Source organism: Photorhabdus khanii NC19 (genome assembly GCF_000517265.1).
Classification (GTDB): Bacteria; Pseudomonadota; Gammaproteobacteria; order Enterobacterales; family Enterobacteriaceae; genus Photorhabdus; species Photorhabdus khanii.
Genome location: NZ_AYSJ01000013.1, coordinates 558,823 through 580,634, shown reverse-complemented (window position 1 = coordinate 580,634; position 21,812 = coordinate 558,823). Strand labels below are relative to the sequence as shown.

The following is a 21,812-nucleotide window of genomic DNA, read 5'->3' as shown; positions in this document are numbered from 1 at the left end:
TTAAGAGGAGTATATGAGCAGGAAAATAATTTTAAGGCTTTATATATTAATGATAATACTAATGTCATGAGTCAAGGAAAATATGAAGATAGCCAAACTCATTGATCAATTAAATTTGGGCAATAACGACACATTGGCGGTTACACAAAAGCTTGTTCAAAAAATAATAAATTCATTACGTGAAGAAATTAATATACTTGTGGGTTCTCCTATTCCGTGGTCATTGCCCGATCTTTCAGTAAACGCTGTAAATTATCCAACTGGAACAGAATGGTCAGCGGATTCTAATTTTATAGGAGTGTCAAGACCACGAAACATGGCATTTAACTATATTGTAAGGGTAGCATAATGAACATATCTGTACTTGAAGAGATCCCGGTAGGAATACCACTTCCTTGGCCGACTAACATACCACCAAATGGGTGGGCGAAATGTAATGGAGCGATCTTTGATAAATTTTTATATCCAAAATTAGCGGAAGCTTATCCTAGTGGCATATTACCCGATTTACGGGGTGAATTTATTCGTGGTTGGGATGATGGGCGCGGGGTGGACGTTAATCGATATCTACTTTCCAATCAATTGGCAGATATTGCTCCACATAGTCACAGGATTGGCCGGATGTGGTCCAACTCAAATGCTGGAGCCGAGGGTTTGGGTACACCAAGCCGTATTCTCAATAGTGTCTACCAAGGCGTTAACTACGGAATTGATTCTCGCGGACTGGGCATTGCTATTGGAATGGGATCGGGTGGTTTCGGTTATATGGATAATGCGGTTGCTGCTTCAACAGGAACAGAAACACGTCCGCGAAACGTAGCATTTAATTACATTGTGAGGATTGCCTGATGAATAAGGCTGTACTGGATAAAAATAATATTGCTATCAGTACCGGAAGTATCATTGTGTTTAATTACGATGCGATTACGCTAGAGTATTTAAACAGTACTGATGAGTATCTTCCTGTTGGTGTCGGTCTTCCTGCTAATTCTTGCACAGATGCACCACCTGATACCCAAGAGGGATATGTTGCCTGCCGTTCATCTGATTTAAGTAATTGGATGATTGTACCCGATTACCGTGGAAAAGCAGCTTATAACATGGAGACACGTTTACCGCAGGAAGTTACTGAAATAGGTGAGCTACCCGAAACCCTGACTTTCAAAAAACCCGTCACCGATTACGATAAGTGGGATGGTCAAGAGTGGGTAGTTGATAAAGACCTACTGAAATCCCATCAAATCGAAGAGGACAAACAGCAGAAAGCAACACTGTTACGACAAGCGAATGAAACACTATCGTTACTTCAAGACTCTGTTGACCTGGAAATCGCGACAGAGGCCGAAGAAATCGCTTTATTGGCATGGAAGAAATACCGGGTATTACTGAGCAGGGTAGATATTTCACAGGCTCCCGATGTTGAGTGGCCGGAGGTGCCGGAGTAAGGAAAGGTAAATAGGATGAGGTAGAATTATAGTGAAATGTGATTTGTGCCATAAAAAGCTACCTAAAGGTAGCTTTTCTCTAATCCTTGGATAGAGCGCTTATATTCAATTTTCCTGTGCTCGATAATTTCTTTATTTGAATAGCCAATTTTATTATAGAGTTCCGTTTCTTTATTTTCCCCCTGATGTTGATGAATATTCATTTTATAAGTCCTCGATTTTATATCCCCGGATATCGAAATATTTCTTTATTTCATTGAAGCAAGAAGTTGTTGAGTTAAATACATCTTCTGTATTTTCCTGTATAATAACATCCTTGTTTGATGTTATCTATTTCAATTATGTTCCCGTCTTTAGTTGAGATAGTTATAAAAAAATCACAATGAATCTTAAACATAATTACCTCATGAAGATTAGCGTTAATGTCCTAAAAATAATACATTGCTATTAACTAATCACTTTCGCTAATCGTTTTTTTTTCATATTGAGCTAACTCGAAAAGTTGCATATTGCAGCATTAGAGTTGCTAATTAAATTAACATTTAATGCTAATGATTTATCTTGGTTAAATTCAAGAATTATTTTTTCTTGATTCTTAGATAGTGTCGTCATAAATAAATTCATGTAATAATAACCCCATATTACATGAATGGATTACTTAACCATGAACACACCAGCACACCGCCGTCACGATATTTCTGATCATGTTTGGTGTTTACTTGAGCCTCACCTGCCAGGACGTAAAGGTGAGTCTGGGGAGCATCGCTTATGATAATCGGTTATTTATTAATGCCGTGTTCTGGATTTTACGGACAGGTGCACCCTGGCGAGATTTACCGCCCGATTATGGTGACTGGAAAAATACGCATCGCCGTTTTTGTCGGTGGCGTGACAAAGGAATATGGGAAGGATTGCTTGAGCAGCTCATCTTTGAACCGGATTTCGAATGGTTGATGATTGATGCCAGTCACATTAAGGTTCATCCCCATGCCGCAGGCGCAGAAGGCGGCAATCAGGATATGGGGCGTACAAAAGGGGGCTCAATACCAGAATACCGTGCGAATCAGATCTTACTTTAAATGTAATGCAATCATTTTCCCTTGTTTGTCTGATGATAATTTGATGATTTTTGGAGAAATATTTGTCGTAGGGAGATTATCATAATAAAAAACATCCTTTCCACACTTTTGACATGTTGCATTAGGGATTAGGAAGGATGATTTTGTGCTTAACTTTCTATCTTTGGATTGATGTTTTGGTGTAACTACATGAGATTGGATATTATAATTAGCAGCAATTTCGTCATCTACTAGCATGGGTACAACTCGGCCGTTAATTGTTCTGAAAATCGTTTTACCCATTTAATAACCCCCCTACTAATCCTTTTAAATTAAGCTCTCGCCGTTTTTTCACCTGATTCCAAAATCTTAGCATGATTTCTATGTTTTGCTGAATAAAGAGCTACTTTACTTATACAGCAATTATTGAAACTTGGTGTTGGTTCTTGTTGCTCTTCGTTGCCTTTAACTTGAGTGATTAGACCGAATATGACATTTGCACTGTCGTTTTCTGGCGTGTGCTTGAGAGTTAATACCTTGCGCGGCTCGGTTTCTACACCAAAAGCTTTATCAATAATGTTTTCCAGAACTTTTGTTTCGGACTGGCGAATATGTTTACTTCCAGATTAACGATGTTGCACTTATTATGTGAATCTACCTAATACTTTATATAAAACAAGAATTACTTGTTTAAAACAAAGGAATGCTCATGGAAATTTATATTTACTTGTTTTTAAAATGGATTTATTTTTGTGAATAGTTTGAAATGTGACCGATTAGGCGTTTTAGGTTGGTAGTAAGAAGCGAGTGAGGGAAAGCCACCGCTTGGCAGTGGCTGATATAACTATTGCGCTTTCTTTCTAAAGTTATTGTCGTTTTTAACGAACTCGAAAGCATCAAGGATAATACCTGTAATCCTCAATATATCTTCTGGGGATTCGATAAATATTCTTGAGTTATTAACAGATAACCCAGCTCTATTAACTTCGTTAGTTAGGATGTCAGTGATTTCAATAGGTATCAGGATGTAAGGTTTATTCTTTTTGTCAAAGTACCTTATAATCCATCTGTTTGATTTTCCTTGATAAAGAATGCCAAAGTAAGATTCTGTATCCTTATATTGCAAATCAACAGAATCGCCAACTATTGATTTTGCTTTTTCATATAGAGTCAATTCGTTCTTAGTGGTAACAATATTAGGATTGTCTGGATCTGCTATTTCTTCTAATTCTTGCAGGCTCTCTTGAGATTCTATTTCGTCTGGAGTGCCATCAATCGGAACATGTTTATTTGAGAGACCAGAAACAACCATTGCGCTAACAGATTTCTCAACGGCTTGCTTTACCAGTGGAGTGATTGATTCAATAAAACGCTGATTTAATTGGCGTTCGACGTTAGACCTACTGGCAACATACCTTACAAACTCACTATCAACATCCCTCAGGCTGGTGCTAATGGTTTTAGTGAAGGTGGATAGGTAAACGCTTTCTTCTGCGAGCGTTCTTAGTGCTTCTGGTTTGAATTTATCGTGTCTAAATCGATAGAGTTGGCTTACGTCTGCATCGCTAACTTCATCCATTTTGATACGTAGGAATGGCGTAGGGTCCATTACGTTTTTTTGCTTTAAATCGGTAAAGAAACGCCACTCTATTCCATTTGTAATGGCCGAAATAGTTACTTCTGGAGTGGAATTAAAATATCTAGATAACTGAGGACAGTGATTATCCAGCTTTTCGCTGTATCCTTTTGCCTCAATAAACATTACTGGAACACTTTGGCAGAACAAGGCGTAATCAACTCGTTCATTTGCTTTTACGCCGGGGAAATCTGCCCCATACTCAGCTTTAACCTTTTGAGGATCATACGGGTTAAACCCCAGAATATCTAAAAAAGGCAATATTAATGCCTGCTTAGTTGTTTCTTCGGTGGTGCAGTGTTGCCCGACGTTATTAACGTGGTTAACATGATGTTTTATTTTTATCTTAAAATTTTCCATTCCATAACCTTAGTAATCTAAAACGGAATACCAGAACATTCTTCCGATGATAAGCACTTGATCCTCATCTGTAACCTCATCTTCGTATTCATCACGGTTGTAGCTTCTGATAAGAATTTTTCCTTTCGGGCGTCTATAAAGACATTTCAGGCGTTTTAATCCATCCTGTTCAATTGCATACACTTTTCCATCAATAATTTTTTTATCACGAATACGAAAGGGAATTGTCATTACCGGGCCGAAGCATGTTGCAAATGCGGTCGGTGTACATCAATCACAGATAAGTCGCTGGCAAACAGAGCCCCTTATGGGCTTTTGTTCGTTAATGGACAGTCAGATTAGAAAGCATAAGCAACTTAGAATAACCTTAATTCAAGGATGGCTTAAATCTGAAACATTTTGATACATTACAGAACAACAAGAACACAACTTTGGTTGTTAAATTTGTTGAACTAGGGGGTCAATCGAACTATTATCACCGTAGCGATATCGTAATTTGATAACTGCTAAACATCTATTCACTTTAATTTCATAATGTTAGGGGGCTATATGAGAACTGAACATACCAGATCTATACAGACTATTAGCCACTCAACAGAAGTTATTGACTCCTTCAAGGATAATAATACAGATAAACTTTTTTGCGTCCTTCGCCTTAGTGAAAGGCGGGATGCTAACAGACAATTGTTTATTGTAACGCTTAAAGATGATAATAAAAGTGATGATTTCTATATTGTGCCATTTGCTGAATTGGTTATCAGAAGGGAAAGGGTGAAATATCTTGTTTCTCCTGAAAATCAATATCCAGAATTTGGCGATGATATTAGTTTCATTATGAAACGGATTGAGTCCGTTGTTAAGATTTTCATTGATAATTACAAACTAACGACTACCCATTAAATTATTATAGGGATAGCGATGGCCCCCAATCTTATTAGTTCATATTCAAAGGACTTGAGCAAAAAGCCAAGTTGTGTTTCATCGAATATTATTGACGAGTTTTATCATTTATCGCCGGAAGATGATTTATTGAAAATAATAGAATATGCTCTTACTGGAAGTGAGTACAATTACTATTTAGAAATAATTTATATGGGACGCTCTACTCCTGATTTTTACTCTGAACACGCAGAATGTCTGAGAAAATGCGGGTATAGCACTGAGAGAATTATCGATGAATTACTTTCTTTGGATATGCATGAATCATCAGAAGATGCTTTGGTTGGAAGAGTTTCATATAACGACTTTAATTTTGTCGATAAAGAGATAACCCAAACTGGTAAGCAAATAAAAGGTGTTTATATAGATATAGATTATCAGAGGGCAGGGCTGGCTAGTTCCATTTATAATATTTTGTTATTGAAACATAGATATCTTATTTGCGACAGTATTCAGAGTCTGTCAGGTGGTTCTCTATGGGCTGGTAGTATCATTAAATTGGGTGAAGTTCGCATTTATGATGTTATCGAAAAGAAGTTCTTGGATGTATTAACTCCACATGGCGTCGGTGTAAATGGTGTTGTTCCGTGGAGTGCCCTAGATTTGCCTGTTAGTGAGTTACCCAAGTGGGAACCAAGACCTTTATCGCCAGAATCTTGCCATCATATTGTTAACATTATAAGCAAAGATAAATTATACAGCTAAATCCGCTTTCGGTAGATTTTTTCATATCTGGCCGCTTAATTGCGGTTTTTTTTGTATCTAAAAATAACCATAGGTGGTGATATGCCATTGATTAAAGACGCCATTTCATCATTTTTGGGGAAAGATGAGGCTTGGAAATGGTCGGAGCATTTGCATCCTGCCTCGTTTCGCGGTGTGCCATTTGCTGTAGTGTCTGGTGAAAGCGTTTTCGGTAGACGTCAGGCTTCAAGTTTCAAATTGACCCGGCAGAGACTGGACACCGACCATCAACCCATCCCTAAGTGACAGTGGGTTAATGTCTTCTCTGCAATTGGAAGTGGAAGTAAAGATTTCTGATTTAGATATGATGTAGTCATGTTTAGTGTCAGTTCCAGCTATGGCAACCCATTTGTTGAAGTGTTTGCCGATGATGAGATTCCTCTCTATGTGGTCATGCCGCCCACATCCGCAGCAGTTTTGGACATACAACCCAAACCAAAGAGTGTTACAACCAGTGCCAGAATATCAATTGTAGTACGACGTTCGTTAGCTATGAAACCTTTGTCCGGTTCGTGACTACACCAACATTGATTGGGATGGTTCCGCCTCATCCTATTAATCTACTAATGATCAGTGAGCCTTATGTCTTTTTAATTAGATCCGTTGAATAAATAATCATAAAAAGTACATCATGATTCGTTCAGATGTGCTTTTTTATGTGAAAAATATTTTTCTGATGATGCTTCGAGAGGGGGAGAGATTGCCTGAAATAGATAGTGTGGATTTATACAGTGGTGCCAAGGTGCTGCCAATCTGCTGCCATTTTGCGATTTTCATGCCATCGCAGAAAGCAAAAAAAGCCACCTTACGGTGGCTTTTTCTTTTCCCTAACTCACTGAATTATCAGCAAGTTTTATATGGTGCCCAGGGCGGGACTTGAACCCGCACAGCCTTACAGCCGAGGGATTTTAAATCAGGTGTTATAATGAGATTTATCAGATAGTTACACTCTATTTTCACTATAAAAATGGATTTTATCGATCAAGAAAATCAATTAGTTAAAAACCGTAAATAATTAATATAGTGAAGATAAAAGGGATCAAAATAGAAAGGACTATAAGTCACCGGGCATTAAATTATCATATGTAATAGCTATTTTTCTTGACCGCCAACGACGGGAACTACTTTCACTTTTCTGTCGTATCTCGCCGTTTGAGTAATGTTCTTATGCCCTGAAATTTTTTGTTTTTCTGTTAATGGTCCTTCCAAGTCAGATATCCCTTTGGCTTTTAAATCATGAAACGTAAAATCAAAATCTAGTTCCGGAAATTTTTTGACAGCTTCTTCATGCGCTTTGCTCCATCTGCTATTAAATCCATCCCTAGTATATCGGGAGCCTTTACGTTGATGAACTACATATATGCTACTGATTCCGCTAGCCAGTGGTAACGATTTACTCATTTCAATAACGTTATTTAGCCGCTCTGTCCACCGTTTAATTTGTGCAACCGCCGTTTTACCTTGTTTAATAAATATTCCTGCGTCGCTTATTTGGGCATATGTCATAGCCAAAACATCCGCCTGTCTTGCGCAACATAAATATGCAAGCTCCATCGCTACTTTAACAACCGGAGGAGAAACAGAATATAGTGCGTTATATTCATCATCGGTAATATACCGATCTCGCACCTTTTCTTTAAATTGCCGCACGCCCTTACATGGGTTTCCTTTAACTAATCCCCGCTCATATCCCCAACCAAATGTCCTGGATAAAAAGCTTTTCTCTCTGTTTGCTTGAACCTTGCTCTTTAACCCGCGTTTGTCCATATATTTTCTGATGTGCTCCGGCTTAATATTATCCGGGTTCATTTTTCCAAAAACAGGCAGTAATTTATTTGAATATTTGAGGTAATCTTTTTGAGTTTCCGCACTTAGATCGGTGAAGTCAGGTGAGAGGAAGAAGGCTTTAACTAATCCTGCCAGAGTTTCCTCATTTTTCTGTTCAGATAGCATTTTTTCATATGCTACCCAAACTTCCGCTTGGGTAGATGAAAAACTACATAAACGAATAGTTCGGCCATCTTGTGCAAGAAATTCATAAGCCGATCGCCCCCGGCGAACTCGCGGAGGCATCCAATTATCTGACGGGTTTTTACGCTTTCTACCCATTAGTCTAAAGCTCCGAAATTGGGTTCTTGTGGAGACTGAGAATAATCTCTAACCCTTTGAGACAGAGGATTGTTGAAATGTTCCCATGTCGTTTTTGGTTTACCGTCTCGACGGATGACAAAAAATATTCCAGCCTCTTTTAATGCTTTGCATTGTTTGGATGGAATTTTGTATCCGGTTAGTTCTGCGATATCCGTGTCGCTAATAATGCCGGTTTGCGCATCCATATTTATTCCTTTTGCAAATTTCTGACATACTGAGAAAGCCAGGCTTTCGGCGTTGACTTCCTCATCTGATGCTCAGACATAATTAATTTGAATCGCTGTGTATATTTATCAAGAATAGCTGTAACTGCTTTGTCATCGTATTTCGATAGTTGAGTGAGCTCGTTTAAGCATTCCTTTGCTATTGCTCTGCGTCCGTTCTCATAAATTTGCTCTGACATATTCAGACTTGAACTAATGTTTCTTTCCAGTCGATATCTTCTAAATCGACACGCGCAACTGGCATGCAAAAAGTACTAAATTTAGATGCAAGCCACACCCCGTCATTCAAATTTGGTGCTTCACGATATGCATATATAAATCCGTCTTTATCTGTTGCGAGACATTCTATAAGCCTCGGAACTGTTAATTGAATGCCGAAGTAGTCAACAGTCTTTGTTTCGATCGGAAATGTGCTAATAAGTTTCATGATGCTTTATTTCCTTTAATATATTTGAGCCGATTCTAGCTAACTCTGATTTGTCAATTGTTGTGAACATACAGCGCGGCTTGATAAACGGACGCCATATTAATAGCAAGCTTCCTTTTGTATTTCCTTTTTTCTCCTTTCCATTACCAGCATTAATAAATGAAATCCTTCCACCTGTTATTATACGAATCTCATCTACAGAGTTCATAGCTAATTTAAACCAGCCCACAGATGTATCAGCCGGGACTAACATAACAACCGGCTGTAGTTGCTTCCTGCATTGTTCAGCGGCCTTTATTACCCACGGCGATATATCAGAATACGGCGGATTACAATATATTGCTCCGTAGCTAATCCATTCACTATTTAGTGCATTATTTCGTTCCGTTAGATAATGAGCACATAGAGCATTTTCATAGTCTGCTGCTGCATCGAGATAAAAACCAAATTCTATGTCTAACGCTGTGAATATCTCAATCGGGGTTTGCCATTTATCTTTTAATTCTTTGGGAGTATTACTGCCTCCGAGGTCTGCCATTAATCACTCCAATAAGATAATGCTTTTTGTGCCGCATCATGCGGATGAATATATTTCCAATCGCCATCCTTTTTTGAATATGATTCAATCTCACATTCTGCTACATGTTTTGCGTCGGATAATTTCATGCCACGATAGACAAGTACATTTACAATATATCTCTTGAACATTCGTTTCCATATGAAATAAAAGTGATGACATAAATAATCATTCATTATTCACCTATTAGTTTATTGGCATATTCATGAATTGCATTAGCCTTAATTTTCCTGATTTCAGCAATTACCTGATTCGGTGAACCCGTGTCATCTTCTTCTTTAATGCCCACAGCATCAGCTATAGAAGCTAAACCCATGCATGATTCAGCAAACATCTGCTTATAGTTTTCTCGTTCTTTTTGCAAAGAAATTAATCTATCTGCAATTTCATTCAGAATTAAATAATCGTCACAGCTTGCTACTCTTGCTAACTCGTGACATGCAGATATTAAAGACTCTGTATTTTTAGTCATGATAGTTACCTCTTTTTAATAATCATATTTTCACAAATTTCTTTTGCTCTATGACATGTGTCAACATCGAACCAGCCGAAGTGACATTCACATTTATTAATTCCTAATTTTCTTGCCAGCCACTTATACGCATCCGTTCGCGTCAATTTCCCTGATTGCCATATTTCTTCAAAATATCTTTTACTGCTTAGTCTTGCATTACGAGTTGCTTTATCTGCTAATGTGCCGAGTGGAATATCTGTAAATGGATGCATGCCAACATATGCCCCACACGATGTACATATATATAGCCACGGCCATTTGCTATAACTTTTGCCGAATACATTTTCATGATGAGCTATTGTTATGTGACCGCAGCAGTATCGACATCTTACAGGAATTGGTAACGGGTCTTTAACACGTTGAATTGCTCGTTGACTGGGATTCCACGGCGTTTTCTGAGTCATATTCACCTCATTAAATAAACTTCGGTAATTTTTTACCCGTTAATTTTTCAGCCTCATCGATAAATTCATTTGCATGTGTTTCTGTACCAACATTGAGAGCGTATTTATGAACAATGCCCTTCGTAACAAATGCGCCGGCAAATAGAACTTTTTTTAGATATTTATTGCGGCGATTGACTTTAGCTAGTCGTTTCTTTAATCTCCTGCTTTCTTGTGCTAGTTTATGAGTTTCATTTGCTAATTCGATAAACTCTTTCACTTTTGCTCTGTACTTTCTCGCGAAATAGTGCTCGAGTTCTTCATTTGGAAAAATATCTGTTGGAATTGCTTTTCGGGATAAAATAATATTTATTTGAGATTCAGTCATTATTGCCTCTTATTGATTAATAGGGTGGGGTTAAAATAGGTCTAGTTGAAATATTTCACATGATTCAGAGCAAGAACCGGTATCGAATCTTTTTGCTCTGATCATCTCTTGATATAGATTTTGATAATCTGCATTCGAATACATTCTTGCTATTCCGTCAAGTGACATATTACCTCTGTACATAATTTCTTTTGATGTTTTCCGATGGCCGTCTCTAACATGCTTTCCTGTAATACAAGTCAATTCGAATACTCTTTTTAAGCCCGGCTCATCTTGACACGCCAGTCCAATTTTTTTGCTGCTCTTTTTAATACAAAACACGCAATTACCTAAATGTTCTGGTATTTGCAGATCGAACGGTTGCTGACTCCACCAGTTCATAATATCCTGTTTATCAAAATCCGAGATATCAGCTAAATAACTTACTCCATCCTTGCGAGTTAATCTTTTCGGCTCATCTGCACGAATACCAATCCACGTGTGATAATTTCCTTTTCCGAAATTGTCATTGCAATAATCACGAAACGGCCTTAATTTCAGTCTGTCTGTACAGAATGCGCCGCCGATGTAAGGTGTGCCATATTTTTTTACCATGTCTCGAAATGGCTTTAGCACCGGCATTCGCGTTTGAATATCTTTCGGTTCCCAGACAGTATAGCTATTAGATGAACCCAGATTTGGGTTCATGTCAGCTTGCAATATGACTAACGGAATATCCCAGAATTTAACTATTTCTCTGACGAACTTATATGTCAGAGGATGTTCAGCTCCGGTATCCATAAAAATATAGCGGACATCTTCGCCAGCTTTTCGTCGTTGTTCAATTAAATACACGAGATAAGCCGATGTTCTGCCGCCTGAAAAACTAACGACATTGATCATTGTTATATCCTATTAATAATTTATTCACTCTTTCAGGATTTCCAAGAACAAATACTTTATGAGTAAAATCATCGGGATTGACTTTATTTTTACTTTCTCGCTTGGGCTTTTGAGCTTTATTTTTCGATTTCTTTTGACCGGCAATCTGACATTCAACACAATTCCCGTTTGCCATGTATCTCAACGTATGCCCGAATGGGCATGGTTTGCCAGTATACTTATTCGGTTCCTCTTTCATTGGTCGGATTCCCCATATTATTTAGTTCATCAACTTTATTTTGAGTTGTTTCAGGTTTTTCAAACCAGTCATCTATACTTGACATGCCATCACGCAAGCTTGCATAGATTTTCTTCATCTGGACCATTTGAGCGGGGCGCATAGCTTCAACACGGCACTGTATGCGCTTCTGAATTTGTTCACTTGTAACGCCAAATTCATCTTTAAACACTGAGACCATTTTCTTGATGGCATCAGGGGATGTATCAGCGTTGCTTCTGAGTGTCACGTCACACTGATTAACTGCGGCTTCGATAACATCACCGGGTATTACACCCAAAATACACGCCCGCAAACGCCTTGATCCTTGGTTTGCCACAATTTCGTAGATATCGCGTGGATCTTCCAGCTTTTTCTTTCCCTGTCGCGTAAATCGAACATGCGGAACAGTAAAGGTCTTAACTTGACGTGTGTTTGTTTCAATATCCCACGCAAACGCTTCAACAGACGATTCACCGTTTTTTTGCTCAAGCTCGCGTATACCAAACTGTATATTTCCCCAGTTTTGAGCAACGGCCTCAGCTAACCTGATGCTTGGTCCTGTCACTTCAGCGCCGCCTCTTGAGTAAGAATACAAGGCACTTTCCGCAAGAGTGGGTCGTGTACATGCTTGCAAAATTCTGTCCATTGCAACAATTGGGTCGCGGGGGAATTTCTTTGCGATCACCATCGCGGCTTGAACTTCTTGTATGGCTCTTTGTTGCTCAACTGCAACCATTCCATTTGCTTGTTGCGTATGTTGTGCACTTGAGCTAAACGGGTTAATAACACTATTATTCATCTCTTCTCCTCGCCCAGATTGGGCGTTGAATTTTTTCAAATCCCAGCCCCCAGTTACCCGTTGAGTGGCATTTGTGATATACATCTAAATCTCTTCGAAATAGATTGAAGCCAACTTCCCTGTCGTATTGATCCAATACAAACAAGCGAACTGGATATTTACCGCAGTCGATAGATTCACTGACCGCCAAAAAGCAAAATGTGGGAATAGTTCCATTTGTATACTGCCGATATCCTTCGCTATACATTGCATCCTGTACGTGATAGCGAAATTCTTCGATATGGGTGGGAAATCTATCGATATCCGAAACTTTTTTAACATCAAGAATGATATCTTTGTCGGGTATTAGCTTATCCGGCCTAATCCTGCATAACTCCTCTGTTTTGGTGTCATTCCAGTAAATTGATGATTCACAATATCCATCTGCTTCCAAAAGAAGCCTGGCTCCCGGATGAGCCATGACACTATCACGCATTATTTTCAGCTTCCGATGCTGTTCATAGTCCATGACTGTTTTCCCCGAGCCGGAGCACTTTTCAAGAAATTCCTTTTCCTCTTCTTTCCCTGCGTTAGTTCGACGACTAAACTTCGGCGCTTCGATAAATCGATTATTGAACTCGTCGGGTTCTAACAATAAACAATGAAGAGCCGTTCCCATATTAAGCGCATCCTTTTTCTCTTCATCTTCGGGAGCGTCATTGTCCCACAATAAAAGCGCCGCCTCTTTTGCGATCACATCCAACTGTGATTTACTGACTCCGGGTCCAAGATGATAATCTTCATTCGATATGTCATAATAAATACCGGGTTTCATCGTTTACCCCCAATTAAAGCCATCCGCTGGCATCTAATAATTCAAGTTCAGTTGGGTCTTGAGCTTGACTCAATTCAATATAACGCTCAATCATTGAAATCCTTTTCAATATTTCCGTTTGAGTGTCATATAAATATTCATCCATAAAATCAGAGTCAGCTAATCCGTTTAAATCATCATTGCTTAATATCATTCCGCAAATCCGTGCGTCTATGATAACCCTTTTGAGCGAAGTTAAAGTTAATTCATTTCTTTTGCATTCAATTTTATATTCAATAATCTCCTCTTCTAAAGGATTGTTGTATAATATTTTTTCATAAGCTAATAATCTCTCATCAGCTATTTGTCCGCGGGTTTTCATATTGTTTATCTCAGAAAAATTAAAATGATTGTTGCGAATAAAATTAAACAAGATGGATATAACATAGCAAAGAGCCATTCTTTAATCATATTCATAGCTTAATCTCAAATATTGCATTGCTATAAACCAGTTTATTTCGCTCATTAAGTGACGAGCAATATAAGCTTCACATTGAGCTAACTCAAAAAGTTGTTTGTTGATTTTCATGATATACCCTGAGCCGTCCGCTGGCTTTTACTCCATGTTATTAAAACTCACCCTTATTAATTTTAATTAATGCTTTATGATATTGTTTAGCTGCTTCTTCTGTTAGATGAACGAGACCATTTTTCAATAAAGAATTGTCATCGTAACTTCCACGCCAGGCATTATAGCAAACACCCAACAAAGAATTAACATACCAATACTCTTGCCCCGCTTTTAGTTCATAATCAACAGGCTTTGGAAAGCTGACTTTGCCGATAGTGATCATTTCTGGCTTGCGACGATATTTAGAATCTTTGATCCACCAGGGATGATCATCTAAGTCATCCCACCCGTCAGCGCCGTCACCTATTTCCCACAGCTTCCACGGCTTATCAGTTTTCAACGCATCTTGAGCATATTGCAACATTTTTTCAGCGTGTACGTGTGCGGCCATATTCAATCTCTCTTAATATTTATATCAATTCGTACTGCTGAATCATGTACGTGATCTTCAAAAAACATTTCGAACCAATTTCTGAGCGCGTTTATATCATTACTGTGAGCGTCCCGACACATATTAAAATAACAATCTTCATTACATACTAAAGAATTTATAATCTCATCAAATTCTTCTTGTTTTAATGTGATATCAACTTTCATACAATGTTTCCTTTAGTTCAGTTCATCTGGATAGCTCATCCAGCAATTTAATTGAATAAATTCATCAGATTCGATAACAACATTTTCAGGTTCAACTGTTAGCCACCCCCCGTTAAATTCGTCGGGGATGTCTAATTTACAGTTCATCCATTCATTACCACAACGCATTTTTAACAGTTCAATTAGTTCTGCTATTGTCATGAAGTGTACTCCTGTTATTTGTTTTGTAGATATCCAGTTCCATTGCAATGAGAACATTGTTCAATCGGTGTGTGAATAGTGTTCATCAACTCTGATAAGAAATTATCGATCATTTCTTTTAATTCCCACTCGTTACTTGCAGAAAACCCCTTGATGGCTGTATATCCCTTATAGTTCTCTTGTGCGTGAGTCATTTGGTAAATGGATATTTCTTTAGATTTTGCTGTCTTGAAATGTAGCTTTTCTCTTTGCTTTTTAGTTCTAGCAAAAACATCATGATAAGAATATATATGAGGCTCGAGTATGGGTATTATTTTTTTAACCTCAAAACAAAAACCAAAGTCGCTACTTATTCTTGCAAGTTTTGGATTTATATTATCTCTAACGTGCTGCCGAACAAGATCATACATCTCTTTTGATGATATTTCACACGGACTATTAGCTCGCAATGGAGCTGGAACGACAATGCAATCTATTAGAGAATGCTTTATATTTTGATTTGTTACGCTGTATTGCTGTTCTGAGAAGTCGTATTTCCTAACCGCTGGATAGTTAAATTCGGGTGCATCTTTAAAGTTATCAACTTCGCATATTAAATTAAAATAAACATTAATTTGTTTTAAATAATCTGGAGCGATGTCATACGCCAGAAAATAAAGAGAAGTCAACATATCTTCATCAAATTCATTCCTCTCATTGAGAGGTATTTCCAATGGAAATTTTGAACTTTGAAGTTCATCATCTTTTAATTTAAATCGTTTATTTTTTCTTTCGCCAGTAATTAATATTTCTACTTTTTTTGGATATATTGGTATTTCAAACCAACATCTCGCAAATGTTTCTTTGGGTTTATGACCATCAAATAAAAGCTTGTCTATTTGTGTTTTATGGTAATTAAAATTATAACCATTGATCTCGTTGCAGTCGGTAATAAAGCACTTACCGACATTTGTTTTAATGATGTTTATTTGTAATACTTTTTTATCTTCCATCTTCTTATCCTCTAGTCGTAATCATTTCGCTATCTCAATGATTTAGTTTTCGATACTATAAATTAACTCATCACCGAAGGCGTCAGAGTAAAATTTATTCATCGCCATTTCATCTGCACTTTGCTCGTTAGCTTTTTCTATAGCCCATCTTGTAGCATATTCTTCAGCGGTTCTGGGCTTAGTTGGCTTACCCCAAATATCATTGTACTGCACATTATGTTGTTCATTGCACTGCTCGCAAACTTCGATAAAATCACGTTATGAAATTCTAGCTCCGAATTTTGCGTATATTGCTTTAACTTGATTAATGGTGATTGCGTTCATGATTAACCCTCATTTTTAATAAATAGCTTCCCTGCCGATAATTCCCTATTGTTATTCCCCGTGTGGCGAAATTAATCATTCGCTTAAATCATAAAAAGTACCGTAAGTTATCTCTTCAAAACATTCAGGAACTTTCGGTATTGTATCCCAATCCTCTCTCTCTACACTGGGAATAGCGAATAAAAGAATGCTATTATCTTTTGATGCCTTTCCCACTGATGTTGAAATCACTGGAATGCCACGTTGATTTGGTTTTTGAGTTCCTAATGTTGTGCAACAAATATTGAATTTCTCAATAAGAAAATCTTTGTAAGTAGGCAGTTTCTTTAACTTCCTGTTTGTTTCTTCGGTTAAATCAGCAATCTTTTTATTAAATTCCTTCCCTGACTTTGAATTGCTTTTTGCATGAACTACTTTTAATTCATCGTTTTTCACAATAATTTTTACAGCAAAATCAAATTCTTTCTCTATTGGAAAAGCAAATCTTTCTATTAATGTTCCATTTACACCATACCCATGTTGAAATGTTGCCCCCTTTGCACCGATGCTATCTTTTGCAGTTTTAAGAACTTCCGCTCGCTTCTCATTGATAATTTGAAATTCATCATCAATCTGTTTAACGATATCACCAATTAGACGATAGTATTTAAAATCTCTTTCGCTCATATATCCTCCCATGATTAACTCACCACAGCCCACTCGTAAATGAGCTGGATTTATTACTGAGACAAATGAAATGGATAGATAATGTCTTCGTATATTTTCATACACTTTATTCCCGCAACACATCCTGCTAAACTTTTTAAACATTTCTCTTTGTCTAAAATATTAATTCTTTCTGCACGCAATAACGCTTCAATACTTTCTGTAATTCTTTTAAGTTCGTGTTCAGCTAAATTTTCAATAGTCATTTTATTAACCCCTCGCTGTGATACTCTTGCTGCTTTTCTTGCCGACTGAGTAGATAAATACATTAGGCATCAAACAATTATTTATTGAATCAATAACAGATGTGGTTTTTACCGAAACTGCTTTATCAACTCGATTCATTGCAGTGCGCTTAATTGTCAGAACCGGACGGACTGGCTTAACTTCTTTATCAGGATTAATCCCGTTTGTTTGGTTATATGCCTCAGTCAATGCCTGTCTACTGTCACGACGACGTTTAGCAGCGTTGTTATATGCATAACATTTCATAAATTTTCTCCTGTTGATTTCTGATTAAGCTATCTCGATAGCTCAGTCAGAAACCGACTGGTTGAAAATGTGCACTTTTCAGTGCTGTCTGTTAAAGAGCGAAACTTCCTGTTAGTTACTGCTTACTGTTATTACTGGTACTGCGTTGTTTCTTTGCACTTGCGAATCATCCGGTTCTTCGTGCGCTACCGGCAGATACTTCATGGGCTTTCCCTGCCTGTTCGCTATCTTGTGTGCCTTTGATGTGATGGATAATCACATATTGTGTTTTGATCGTCAACACGAAATGTGATTTATTTTGTAGAGCAAATATCATGTGTTTGATTTTTAAATTAATTTATTTCAAAAAATTTTTCAGGAGAGAGATTGGCTTTGGGGGTGATTGGGGGAGAGGAGGGAGTAAAAAAGCCCTCAAGGGAGGGCTAGTTATTGTTCGCTATTTATCTTATCAAAGATATCGTGGTTCAATTTTTGAACTTCCAAAAAATTGATAATAAAGAAAATAATTGAATAAATCAGCAGGCCGCAAAATAATATGGGAAAGCTAAAATAAATTGTTATTCCTTTAATATCATACGAATAGCTTGAATCAGGCAGATATTGGTTTAGCAAAAGGTAAGTTGTTGCTAAACCAAAATGCACTAAAAAGGAGTTTCTAACACTCCTTAAGCTTAACCTTATATCCTGGATGTAATTTTTATTTTTTACACCAGATATATTAAATGTAACTATCAATCCTAGACCGATGGAAAACATGATTCCGGCTACGGTATACAATGTTGAGATCAAAAAGGAATCGGGTCGTGCATCAACTAAGGATGAACAACCTACAACTATTACTATGATAAATAGTAAACTAACTACTTTCCGTTTCATTTTTCAGCTCAACAAGGAACTTGCTCATCTCTTGAAAAACCTGCTGTTCAACAAGTTTACCTGTTTCTGTTACTTCTATGTCAACAGGTTTTATTCTTAAAAGATCTTTTCCTTTTACTTCTGTTTTTCCATCAGCCCTTTTGAATGAAATGTTATCAAGATCACTAACTGGCTTCAAGTAAGCACCAAGTATATTGGCGTATTCTTCTTGTGTCATTTTTCTGGGTTTTTTGAATTTTATCAATAACTCAGCCGATATTAATTGACTATCTTGGATTTGCGCAAAAGTGGTCGTGTTTGACATTACACTACTCAAATAGGCCATGACCGCTTCCGTTAGTTTTATTTTTGTTGATGATTCAGCTATCTGTGTCGTTTGATTTTTATTATTTATTGCTGTGTTACTAGATGCTGGTAGAGGGGCAGGATCTCGGACAATGATTGCTTTTATATCTTTCAACTTAGTCTGGTTGTTGACGTCTATCATAGGCGTGAACTCAACAAGCTCGTTGTTTATAAACCAGCCAATATAGGTCTGTAGAGAGGGTATTGTTTTATTTAGAGCTAAATTTGTGACTAAAAAATCATTGCTTATAGCAAAATAGTAATGATCCTTACAAATGACCGTGGATTCAATGCCTGCACCTTCGAGCTCCTCCATAGTGAAATTTTTTTTCTCAAGCAAATTATCCGGGATTTGCTCTATCTCACTACTTGGTGCAATTCTGAGCATGGTACAAAAAACAGCATTGGCTTGTTCTGACGTTTGATAACATGAAATTAGGTCTTGTTCTTTTTTAGGATCTTCTGAACTAAGAAGCATGCATCTATCTTTTACCATAGCTGTATTATTAAGCTTAGTAAGTAACGAGTCTTTAACCTCACTGTGAGATCTAGTAATGTCAGTATTTTTTATTTTAAATGCTCGTAGTTTAATGGTTTTCGGTTTTCTGGAACGCTCAGTGATGGTATTTTTCTCTTCTTTCATAACGCCACCTTAAGTAAATCAATTTTTGACTAGTAGCGAAGGAGTGAGCTATTTTAATTCACTTGCCTTTCAAATCACTTATTCGCCAACGTGTGGGGCACCATACTGAATCACTATTACCAAGTTATTGTGTGGTAATGCTCAGAATGCGATCCATCCCCATAAACGGGGAACATTTTGATTATTAAAAAAATTCTTTATGCTTTCTTTTTGCTTTTCTTCTGTGATAGTTCTTCTAGTAATTGATTGTAATACCGTTTTTTTTCTTCAAGAGTTTTTAAAAGTTCGTCAGCTTCGCTGTCTGGTAGTTCATCGAATAGTTCAAGAAGTATTTCTTGACGTCGGCTCAACTCCTTACTTTTAAGTTGGCTATCTACACAGCATTCTTGTTGTTCGCCGAACATTAATTCAGATGGAGAAACATCAAGGGCTTTAGATAAAATGACTGCATCATCAGCGCTGACATTTCTAGTGCCAGATTCATAGTTTCCTATTCTTGACTGAGAGGCCCAGCCACACCGCTCCGCAAGTGCAGCTTGGCTCATTTTTTGTTTGTTTCTAAGACGCTTAATTCTTGCGCCAACGCTTTCATTTGTTTTCATGGACTCTTATTTAACACAGCACGTGTTTTTTATCTTTCACGATTTGTGTTTACAACGAATCACAAATTGTGTTTAATGATGATGATTTAGATACAGGGAGTAACTATGAACAAGATCTCAGATGCAAGGAAAGTGATCGGCATTACTCAAGCTGAATTAGCAACAAAGCTCGGCTGGTCACAATCACGTATCGGTAATTATGAGTCTGGAATTAGAACTCCAGATTTACACTCATGTCGCAAGATTGTGTACATACTCAATTCCTTGGGAGGGAAGTATTGTTTAGATGACATCTTCCCGCCAAAAGCGGCATAACGATAACAAACCCGCGAGCCGGTATAGCTCGCTGCTCTTTAACAGATAGCGCTGAAAAGCGCATTCCTCACAAAGACAAAGTGGGGAGCGTAACCCTAAAACAGGGTTATTAACTTTATTTTATTTAGGAAATTTAACAGATGAATAGCGCAATGGAACGCAAAACTGTAGAAATCGAGTCACGAATACGAAAGGGAATTGTCATTACCGGTCCGAAACATGTTGCGAATGCCTGCGGCGTGCATCAATCACAGATAAGTCGCTGGCAAACAGAGCAGACGGGCTTTGTTACAAAAGCCGCAAAATTGCTGGCAGCAATCGGTTTTGACGCTCCGATCAGTGAAGTAGTGATCCACGGAGAAGAAACAGCACAGATAGCTAAAGCGTTGCAAGAAATGCTATCTCACTTAAGAGAAAGCGCCCCGACTGCGGGAACAGATGGGGCACAGGAATAGCTAAGAACGAGGTGATTATGGACAGTTTCGACTATCACGTCAATGTCTTGATGCCGGCTAATTTCTTTCGTGATGATGAAAAATGGATCCGAGAAATGCTGTTGCAGCTCGATCCGTCAACTCGCGGAAAAATTACGGTGCGGTATGCCGAGGTTTATCAAGAGTCTTGGGATGAAGAACCGGTTTCATATCGGAAAGATAACACGGCAAGACGATCAGCAAATATCCGATTAAGGGAGTTTGTCAGGAAATATGCTGCTTTCAGCCAGGGGTATGTAACAACCCCGCAGGAACTTTCAACAAAGCACATGCCAGAGAACCAACCCTATCAGGCAGTCGCCTGAAACTCCGAAGCCAACATAAAAATCTGGCTTGTGTTGCTGGTAAGTGTTGAAAGGCAAGGTTTGCACAAGGCTAAAACCCGAAAAATTAAGGTCAAGGTCAACGGCAGATCGAGTCACAGAGTACCTAACCTAAGGACAAGGAGAGTGATTTTTAAAATTCTTTATAAATCAATTTGTTACGAGAAAATTTTCGACAGGATCTGTCGGGTTATACCGACAAGGCTTGTCGGGTTGGTTTTTTAACTTTAAAAATCAATATGTTAAGAGGTTTTATGCGGGGTTTTGTTAGAACATTTAGGCTTGTTGAGTTTGGAAAAAGGCTATCTGAACTGAGTCCATCGGGCCAAAAAATCTTTTGGTATTTGGTTGATGTCGCTGATTGGCGACTGGGAAGAGTCGTAACAACACAAGCTGAACTTGCAGAGAGATTCGAAACAACGATCAGGACAGTTGAGAGAGCTGTTAAGGAACTTACAAAGCAAAACTTGATAAAACACAAGAGGGGGATTTACGCAATTAACCCAGAATTTGTATGGGGAGGTCGAAGCTGGAATATACCCAAAGCGTCGTATTACACATTGAACGCTGAAAAATTACCTGGAGTTATTGATTTCGCCTCGGCAGCGCAGGCGATGAACGGAAAAAAACTTGAGGAGGCCGGGCGGAAAACTTTGAGGGAGATCTCCGCCCGAAAACTTAGAGGAACTTAAT

At 38.0% G+C, this 21,812-nt stretch carries 37 protein-coding genes and 4 pseudogenes; 14 read left to right on the top strand and 27 right to left on the bottom strand.

Annotated features, from left to right (window positions below):
* Positions 1 to 82 precede the first annotated feature (82 nt).
* The 4 genes and pseudogenes from PTE_RS14800 to PTE_RS14785 all read left to right on the top strand — a co-directional run.
* Entirely contained in the window at positions 83 to 349 is a 267-nt protein-coding gene (locus PTE_RS14800) for a hypothetical protein (RefSeq protein ID WP_036847935.1), read from the top strand.
* A gap of 23 nt (positions 350 to 372) precedes the next feature.
* Positions 373 to 849: pseudogene (locus tag PTE_RS14795) on the top strand (phage tail protein); the annotation flags it as partial.
* Positions 849 to 1,445 (top strand): tail fiber assembly protein, encoded by a 597-nt coding sequence (locus PTE_RS14790; RefSeq protein WP_036847931.1) that lies wholly within the window; start codon positions 849 to 851, stop codon positions 1,443 to 1,445. The pseudogene PTE_RS14795 and the gene PTE_RS14790, both read left to right, overlap by 1 nt.
* 664 nt (positions 1,446 to 2,109) lie before the next feature.
* Positions 2,110 to 2,485, top strand: a pseudogene (locus PTE_RS14785) (IS5 family transposase); the annotation flags it as partial.
* A 30-nt stretch (positions 2,486 to 2,515) separates the two neighbouring features.
* Here PTE_RS14785 and PTE_RS14780 read toward each other — a convergent pair.
* The 4 genes and pseudogenes from PTE_RS14780 to PTE_RS14770 form a co-directional block, all read right to left on the bottom strand.
* Entirely contained in the window at positions 2,516 to 2,806 is a 291-nt protein-coding gene (locus PTE_RS14780; RefSeq protein WP_036847929.1) for a hypothetical protein, read from the bottom strand.
* A gap of 29 nt (positions 2,807 to 2,835) precedes the next feature.
* Positions 2,836 to 3,114: a transcriptional antitermination N peptide gene (locus PTE_RS27450; protein ID WP_479687515.1), complete on the bottom strand. Its 279-nt coding sequence runs from the start codon at positions 3,112 to 3,114 to the stop codon at positions 2,836 to 2,838.
* Positions 3,115 to 3,347: 233 nt separating this feature from the next.
* Complete coding sequence (locus PTE_RS14775; RefSeq protein WP_036847927.1) at positions 3,348 to 4,499, bottom strand: type I restriction endonuclease; 1,152 nt, start codon at positions 4,497 to 4,499, stop codon at positions 3,348 to 3,350.
* A 9-nt stretch (positions 4,500 to 4,508) separates the two neighbouring features.
* Positions 4,509 to 4,706: pseudogene (locus PTE_RS14770) on the bottom strand (S24 family peptidase); the annotation flags it as partial.
* Here PTE_RS14770 and PTE_RS27310 point away from each other — a divergent pair.
* The 6 genes and pseudogenes from PTE_RS27310 (at position 4,672) to PTE_RS14750 (ending at position 7,062) form a co-directional block, all read left to right on the top strand.
* Positions 4,672 to 4,902, top strand: coding sequence for a CII family transcriptional regulator (locus PTE_RS27310; RefSeq protein WP_081738249.1), 231 nt, complete (start codon positions 4,672 to 4,674; stop codon positions 4,900 to 4,902). The pseudogene PTE_RS14770 and the gene PTE_RS27310 overlap by 35 nt on opposite strands.
* 146 nt (positions 4,903 to 5,048) lie before the next feature.
* Positions 5,049 to 5,399, top strand: a complete 351-nt coding sequence (locus tag PTE_RS14765; protein ID WP_036847925.1) for a hypothetical protein — start codon at positions 5,049 to 5,051, stop codon at positions 5,397 to 5,399.
* A gap of 18 nt (positions 5,400 to 5,417) precedes the next feature.
* Positions 5,418 to 6,143 carry a hypothetical protein gene (locus tag PTE_RS14760; protein ID WP_036847923.1) on the top strand — a complete coding sequence of 242 codons (726 nt, stop codon included), beginning with the start codon at positions 5,418 to 5,420 and terminating at the stop codon, positions 6,141 to 6,143.
* A gap of 81 nt (positions 6,144 to 6,224) precedes the next feature.
* Positions 6,225 to 6,371 (top strand): annotated as a pseudogene (locus PTE_RS14755) (DNA circularization N-terminal domain-containing protein); the annotation flags it as partial.
* Between the two features lie 215 nt (positions 6,372 to 6,586).
* Complete coding sequence (locus PTE_RS23885) at positions 6,587 to 6,793, top strand: ogr/Delta-like zinc finger family protein (RefSeq protein WP_071992988.1); 207 nt, start codon at positions 6,587 to 6,589, stop codon at positions 6,791 to 6,793.
* Between the two features lie 20 nt (positions 6,794 to 6,813).
* Positions 6,814 to 7,062 carry a hypothetical protein gene (locus PTE_RS14750; protein ID WP_036847919.1) on the top strand — a complete coding sequence of 83 codons (249 nt, stop codon included), beginning with the start codon at positions 6,814 to 6,816 and terminating at the stop codon, positions 7,060 to 7,062.
* Positions 7,063 to 7,274: 212 nt separating this feature from the next.
* On the opposite strand, the gene PTE_RS14745 is transcribed toward PTE_RS14750, so the two are convergent.
* The 23 genes from PTE_RS14745 to PTE_RS14630 all read right to left on the bottom strand — a co-directional run bounded on the left by PTE_RS14745 (position 7,275) and on the right by PTE_RS14630 (position 19,987).
* Positions 7,275 to 8,291, bottom strand: coding sequence for a tyrosine-type recombinase/integrase (locus tag PTE_RS14745; RefSeq protein ID WP_036847916.1), 1,017 nt, complete (start codon positions 8,289 to 8,291; stop codon positions 7,275 to 7,277).
* Positions 8,291 to 8,518, bottom strand: coding sequence for a DUF4224 domain-containing protein (locus PTE_RS14740; protein ID WP_036847914.1), 228 nt, complete (start codon positions 8,516 to 8,518; stop codon positions 8,291 to 8,293). The genes PTE_RS14745 and PTE_RS14740 overlap by 1 nt, the downstream gene beginning before the upstream one ends.
* Positions 8,519 to 8,738: 220 nt before the next feature.
* Positions 8,739 to 8,984: a hypothetical protein gene (locus PTE_RS14730; RefSeq protein WP_036847911.1), complete on the bottom strand. Its 246-nt coding sequence runs from the start codon at positions 8,982 to 8,984 to the stop codon at positions 8,739 to 8,741.
* Positions 8,971 to 9,522: a phage N-6-adenine-methyltransferase gene (locus PTE_RS14725; protein ID WP_036847909.1), complete on the bottom strand. Its 552-nt coding sequence runs from the start codon at positions 9,520 to 9,522 to the stop codon at positions 8,971 to 8,973. Before PTE_RS14725 ends, PTE_RS14730 begins: the two co-directional genes overlap by 14 nt.
* Positions 9,523 to 9,736: 214 nt before the next feature.
* Positions 9,737 to 10,033, bottom strand: coding sequence for a hypothetical protein (locus PTE_RS14715; RefSeq protein WP_036847903.1), 297 nt, complete (start codon positions 10,031 to 10,033; stop codon positions 9,737 to 9,739).
* A gap of 5 nt (positions 10,034 to 10,038) precedes the next feature.
* Positions 10,039 to 10,479 carry a zinc-finger-containing protein gene (locus PTE_RS14710; protein WP_036847901.1) on the bottom strand — a complete coding sequence of 147 codons (441 nt, stop codon included), beginning with the start codon at positions 10,477 to 10,479 and terminating at the stop codon, positions 10,039 to 10,041.
* Between the two features lie 10 nt (positions 10,480 to 10,489).
* Positions 10,490 to 10,846, bottom strand: a complete 357-nt coding sequence (locus PTE_RS14705) for a hypothetical protein (protein WP_036847898.1) — start codon at positions 10,844 to 10,846, stop codon at positions 10,490 to 10,492.
* A 30-nt stretch (positions 10,847 to 10,876) separates the two neighbouring features.
* A complete protein-coding gene (locus PTE_RS14700; protein WP_036847895.1) occupies positions 10,877 to 11,728 on the bottom strand; it encodes a phosphoadenosine phosphosulfate reductase domain-containing protein in 852 nt (283 codons plus the stop codon).
* Positions 11,712 to 11,966, bottom strand: a complete 255-nt coding sequence (locus PTE_RS14695) for a hypothetical protein (protein ID WP_051477414.1) — start codon at positions 11,964 to 11,966, stop codon at positions 11,712 to 11,714. The genes PTE_RS14700 and PTE_RS14695 overlap by 17 nt, the downstream gene beginning before the upstream one ends.
* The gene (locus PTE_RS14690) at positions 11,947 to 12,786 is read right to left on the bottom strand and encodes a hypothetical protein (RefSeq protein WP_036847892.1); all 840 of its coding nucleotides are present in this window, start codon (positions 12,784 to 12,786) and stop codon (positions 11,947 to 11,949) included. Before PTE_RS14690 ends, PTE_RS14695 begins: the two co-directional genes overlap by 20 nt.
* Entirely contained in the window at positions 12,779 to 13,600 is an 822-nt protein-coding gene (locus PTE_RS14685) for a PD-(D/E)XK nuclease-like domain-containing protein (protein ID WP_036847888.1), read from the bottom strand. Before PTE_RS14685 ends, PTE_RS14690 begins: the two co-directional genes overlap by 8 nt.
* Before the next feature lie 13 nt (positions 13,601 to 13,613).
* Entirely contained in the window at positions 13,614 to 13,961 is a 348-nt protein-coding gene (locus PTE_RS14680) for a hypothetical protein (RefSeq protein ID WP_070974709.1), read from the bottom strand.
* Between the two features lie 81 nt (positions 13,962 to 14,042).
* Positions 14,043 to 14,168: a hypothetical protein gene (locus tag PTE_RS26860; protein WP_274534098.1), complete on the bottom strand. Its 126-nt coding sequence runs from the start codon at positions 14,166 to 14,168 to the stop codon at positions 14,043 to 14,045.
* A 40-nt stretch (positions 14,169 to 14,208) separates the two neighbouring features.
* Positions 14,209 to 14,601, bottom strand: a complete 393-nt coding sequence (locus PTE_RS14675) for a hypothetical protein (RefSeq protein ID WP_036847882.1) — start codon at positions 14,599 to 14,601, stop codon at positions 14,209 to 14,211.
* A 2-nt stretch (positions 14,602 to 14,603) separates the two neighbouring features.
* Positions 14,604 to 14,807, bottom strand: coding sequence for a hypothetical protein (locus tag PTE_RS14670; RefSeq protein ID WP_036847879.1), 204 nt, complete (start codon positions 14,805 to 14,807; stop codon positions 14,604 to 14,606).
* A 12-nt stretch (positions 14,808 to 14,819) separates the two neighbouring features.
* Positions 14,820 to 15,008: a hypothetical protein gene (locus PTE_RS14665; protein WP_036847876.1), complete on the bottom strand. Its 189-nt coding sequence runs from the start codon at positions 15,006 to 15,008 to the stop codon at positions 14,820 to 14,822.
* 14 nt (positions 15,009 to 15,022) lie between these two features.
* Entirely contained in the window at positions 15,023 to 16,000 is a 978-nt protein-coding gene (locus PTE_RS14660) for a hypothetical protein (RefSeq protein WP_036847873.1), read from the bottom strand.
* Between the two features lie 42 nt (positions 16,001 to 16,042).
* The gene (locus PTE_RS25795) at positions 16,043 to 16,213 is read right to left on the bottom strand and encodes a hypothetical protein (RefSeq protein WP_157890156.1); all 171 of its coding nucleotides are present in this window, start codon (positions 16,211 to 16,213) and stop codon (positions 16,043 to 16,045) included.
* A 186-nt stretch (positions 16,214 to 16,399) separates the two neighbouring features.
* Positions 16,400 to 16,990 (bottom strand): DUF5420 family protein, encoded by a 591-nt coding sequence (locus PTE_RS14655; RefSeq protein ID WP_036847870.1) that lies wholly within the window; start codon positions 16,988 to 16,990, stop codon positions 16,400 to 16,402.
* Positions 16,991 to 17,043: 53 nt separating this feature from the next.
* Positions 17,044 to 17,235, bottom strand: coding sequence for a hypothetical protein (locus PTE_RS14650; protein ID WP_036847867.1), 192 nt, complete (start codon positions 17,233 to 17,235; stop codon positions 17,044 to 17,046).
* Between the two features lie 4 nt (positions 17,236 to 17,239).
* Positions 17,240 to 17,521, bottom strand: a complete 282-nt coding sequence (locus PTE_RS14645; protein WP_036847862.1) for a transcriptional antitermination N peptide — start codon at positions 17,519 to 17,521, stop codon at positions 17,240 to 17,242.
* 856 nt (positions 17,522 to 18,377) lie between these two features.
* Positions 18,378 to 19,385 carry a hypothetical protein gene (locus PTE_RS25790; RefSeq protein WP_051477413.1) on the bottom strand — a complete coding sequence of 336 codons (1,008 nt, stop codon included), beginning with the start codon at positions 19,383 to 19,385 and terminating at the stop codon, positions 18,378 to 18,380.
* Between the two features lie 197 nt (positions 19,386 to 19,582).
* Positions 19,583 to 19,987, bottom strand: a complete 405-nt coding sequence (locus PTE_RS14630; RefSeq protein ID WP_036847856.1) for a helix-turn-helix domain-containing protein — start codon at positions 19,985 to 19,987, stop codon at positions 19,583 to 19,585.
* A 105-nt stretch (positions 19,988 to 20,092) separates the two neighbouring features.
* On the opposite strand from PTE_RS14630, the gene PTE_RS14625 reads away from it, so the two are divergent.
* From PTE_RS14625 to PTE_RS14610, 4 genes are all read left to right on the top strand, one after another.
* The gene (locus PTE_RS14625) at positions 20,093 to 20,302 is read left to right on the top strand and encodes a helix-turn-helix transcriptional regulator (protein ID WP_036847853.1); all 210 of its coding nucleotides are present in this window, start codon (positions 20,093 to 20,095) and stop codon (positions 20,300 to 20,302) included.
* A 140-nt stretch (positions 20,303 to 20,442) separates the two neighbouring features.
* Entirely contained in the window at positions 20,443 to 20,757 is a 315-nt protein-coding gene (locus PTE_RS14620; RefSeq protein ID WP_036847850.1) for a CII family transcriptional regulator, read from the top strand.
* Between the two features lie 17 nt (positions 20,758 to 20,774).
* The gene (locus PTE_RS14615; protein ID WP_110742921.1) at positions 20,775 to 21,101 is read left to right on the top strand and encodes a hypothetical protein; all 327 of its coding nucleotides are present in this window, start codon (positions 20,775 to 20,777) and stop codon (positions 21,099 to 21,101) included.
* 272 nt (positions 21,102 to 21,373) lie between these two features.
* A complete protein-coding gene (locus PTE_RS14610; RefSeq protein WP_036848412.1) occupies positions 21,374 to 21,811 on the top strand; it encodes a replication/maintenance protein RepL in 438 nt (145 codons plus the stop codon).
* Position 21,812: the final 1 nt, after the last annotated feature.

What these genes read in the sequence shown, in the direction of transcription:
- PTE_RS14800 (WP_036847935.1), top strand. Translation starts at nt 83, where the DNA reads ATGAAGATAGCCAAACTCATTGATCAATTAAATTTGGGCAATAACGAC.
- PTE_RS14790 (WP_036847931.1), top strand. Translation starts at nt 849, where the DNA reads ATGAATAAGGCTGTACTGGATAAAAATAATATTGCTATCAGTACCGGA.
- PTE_RS14780 (WP_036847929.1), bottom strand. Translation starts at nt 2,806, where the DNA reads ATGGGTAAAACGATTTTCAGAACAATTAACGGCCGAGTTGTACCCATG.
- PTE_RS14775 (WP_036847927.1), bottom strand. Translation starts at nt 4,499, where the DNA reads ATGGAAAATTTTAAGATAAAAATAAAACATCATGTTAACCACGTTAAT.
- PTE_RS14765 (WP_036847925.1), top strand. Translation starts at nt 5,049, where the DNA reads ATGAGAACTGAACATACCAGATCTATACAGACTATTAGCCACTCAACA.
- PTE_RS14760 (WP_036847923.1), top strand. Translation starts at nt 5,418, where the DNA reads ATGGCCCCCAATCTTATTAGTTCATATTCAAAGGACTTGAGCAAAAAG.
- PTE_RS14750 (WP_036847919.1), top strand. Translation starts at nt 6,814, where the DNA reads ATGATTCGTTCAGATGTGCTTTTTTATGTGAAAAATATTTTTCTGATG.
- PTE_RS14745 (WP_036847916.1), bottom strand. Translation starts at nt 8,291, where the DNA reads ATGGGTAGAAAGCGTAAAAACCCGTCAGATAATTGGATGCCTCCGCGA.
- PTE_RS14740 (WP_036847914.1), bottom strand. Translation starts at nt 8,518, where the DNA reads ATGGATGCGCAAACCGGCATTATTAGCGACACGGATATCGCAGAACTA.
- PTE_RS14730 (WP_036847911.1), bottom strand. Translation starts at nt 8,984, where the DNA reads ATGAAACTTATTAGCACATTTCCGATCGAAACAAAGACTGTTGACTAC.
- PTE_RS14725 (WP_036847909.1), bottom strand. Translation starts at nt 9,522, where the DNA reads ATGGCAGACCTCGGAGGCAGTAATACTCCCAAAGAATTAAAAGATAAA.
- PTE_RS14715 (WP_036847903.1), bottom strand. Translation starts at nt 10,033, where the DNA reads ATGACTAAAAATACAGAGTCTTTAATATCTGCATGTCACGAGTTAGCA.
- PTE_RS14710 (WP_036847901.1), bottom strand. Translation starts at nt 10,479, where the DNA reads ATGACTCAGAAAACGCCGTGGAATCCCAGTCAACGAGCAATTCAACGT.
- PTE_RS14705 (WP_036847898.1), bottom strand. Translation starts at nt 10,846, where the DNA reads ATGACTGAATCTCAAATAAATATTATTTTATCCCGAAAAGCAATTCCA.
- PTE_RS14700 (WP_036847895.1), bottom strand. Translation starts at nt 11,728, where the DNA reads ATGATCAATGTCGTTAGTTTTTCAGGCGGCAGAACATCGGCTTATCTC.
- PTE_RS14695 (WP_051477414.1), bottom strand. Translation starts at nt 11,966, where the DNA reads ATGAAAGAGGAACCGAATAAGTATACTGGCAAACCATGCCCATTCGGG.
- PTE_RS14690 (WP_036847892.1), bottom strand. Translation starts at nt 12,786, where the DNA reads ATGAATAATAGTGTTATTAACCCGTTTAGCTCAAGTGCACAACATACG.
- PTE_RS14685 (WP_036847888.1), bottom strand. Translation starts at nt 13,600, where the DNA reads ATGAAACCCGGTATTTATTATGACATATCGAATGAAGATTATCATCTT.
- PTE_RS14680 (WP_070974709.1), bottom strand. Translation starts at nt 13,961, where the DNA reads ATGAAAACCCGCGGACAAATAGCTGATGAGAGATTATTAGCTTATGAA.
- PTE_RS26860 (WP_274534098.1), bottom strand. Translation starts at nt 14,168, where the DNA reads ATGAAAATCAACAAACAACTTTTTGAGTTAGCTCAATGTGAAGCTTAT.
- PTE_RS14675 (WP_036847882.1), bottom strand. Translation starts at nt 14,601, where the DNA reads ATGGCCGCACACGTACACGCTGAAAAAATGTTGCAATATGCTCAAGAT.
- PTE_RS14670 (WP_036847879.1), bottom strand. Translation starts at nt 14,807, where the DNA reads ATGAAAGTTGATATCACATTAAAACAAGAAGAATTTGATGAGATTATA.
- PTE_RS14665 (WP_036847876.1), bottom strand. Translation starts at nt 15,008, where the DNA reads ATGACAATAGCAGAACTAATTGAACTGTTAAAAATGCGTTGTGGTAAT.
- PTE_RS14660 (WP_036847873.1), bottom strand. Translation starts at nt 16,000, where the DNA reads ATGGAAGATAAAAAAGTATTACAAATAAACATCATTAAAACAAATGTC.
- PTE_RS14655 (WP_036847870.1), bottom strand. Translation starts at nt 16,990, where the DNA reads ATGAGCGAAAGAGATTTTAAATACTATCGTCTAATTGGTGATATCGTT.
- PTE_RS14650 (WP_036847867.1), bottom strand. Translation starts at nt 17,235, where the DNA reads ATGACTATTGAAAATTTAGCTGAACACGAACTTAAAAGAATTACAGAA.
- PTE_RS14645 (WP_036847862.1), bottom strand. Translation starts at nt 17,521, where the DNA reads ATGAAATGTTATGCATATAACAACGCTGCTAAACGTCGTCGTGACAGT.
- PTE_RS25790 (WP_051477413.1), bottom strand. Translation starts at nt 19,385, where the DNA reads ATGAAAGAAGAGAAAAATACCATCACTGAGCGTTCCAGAAAACCGAAA.
- PTE_RS14630 (WP_036847856.1), bottom strand. Translation starts at nt 19,987, where the DNA reads ATGAAAACAAATGAAAGCGTTGGCGCAAGAATTAAGCGTCTTAGAAAC.
- PTE_RS14625 (WP_036847853.1), top strand. Translation starts at nt 20,093, where the DNA reads ATGAACAAGATCTCAGATGCAAGGAAAGTGATCGGCATTACTCAAGCT.
- PTE_RS14620 (WP_036847850.1), top strand. Translation starts at nt 20,443, where the DNA reads ATGAATAGCGCAATGGAACGCAAAACTGTAGAAATCGAGTCACGAATA.
- PTE_RS14615 (WP_110742921.1), top strand. Translation starts at nt 20,775, where the DNA reads ATGGACAGTTTCGACTATCACGTCAATGTCTTGATGCCGGCTAATTTC.
- PTE_RS14610 (WP_036848412.1), top strand. Translation starts at nt 21,374, where the DNA reads ATGCGGGGTTTTGTTAGAACATTTAGGCTTGTTGAGTTTGGAAAAAGG.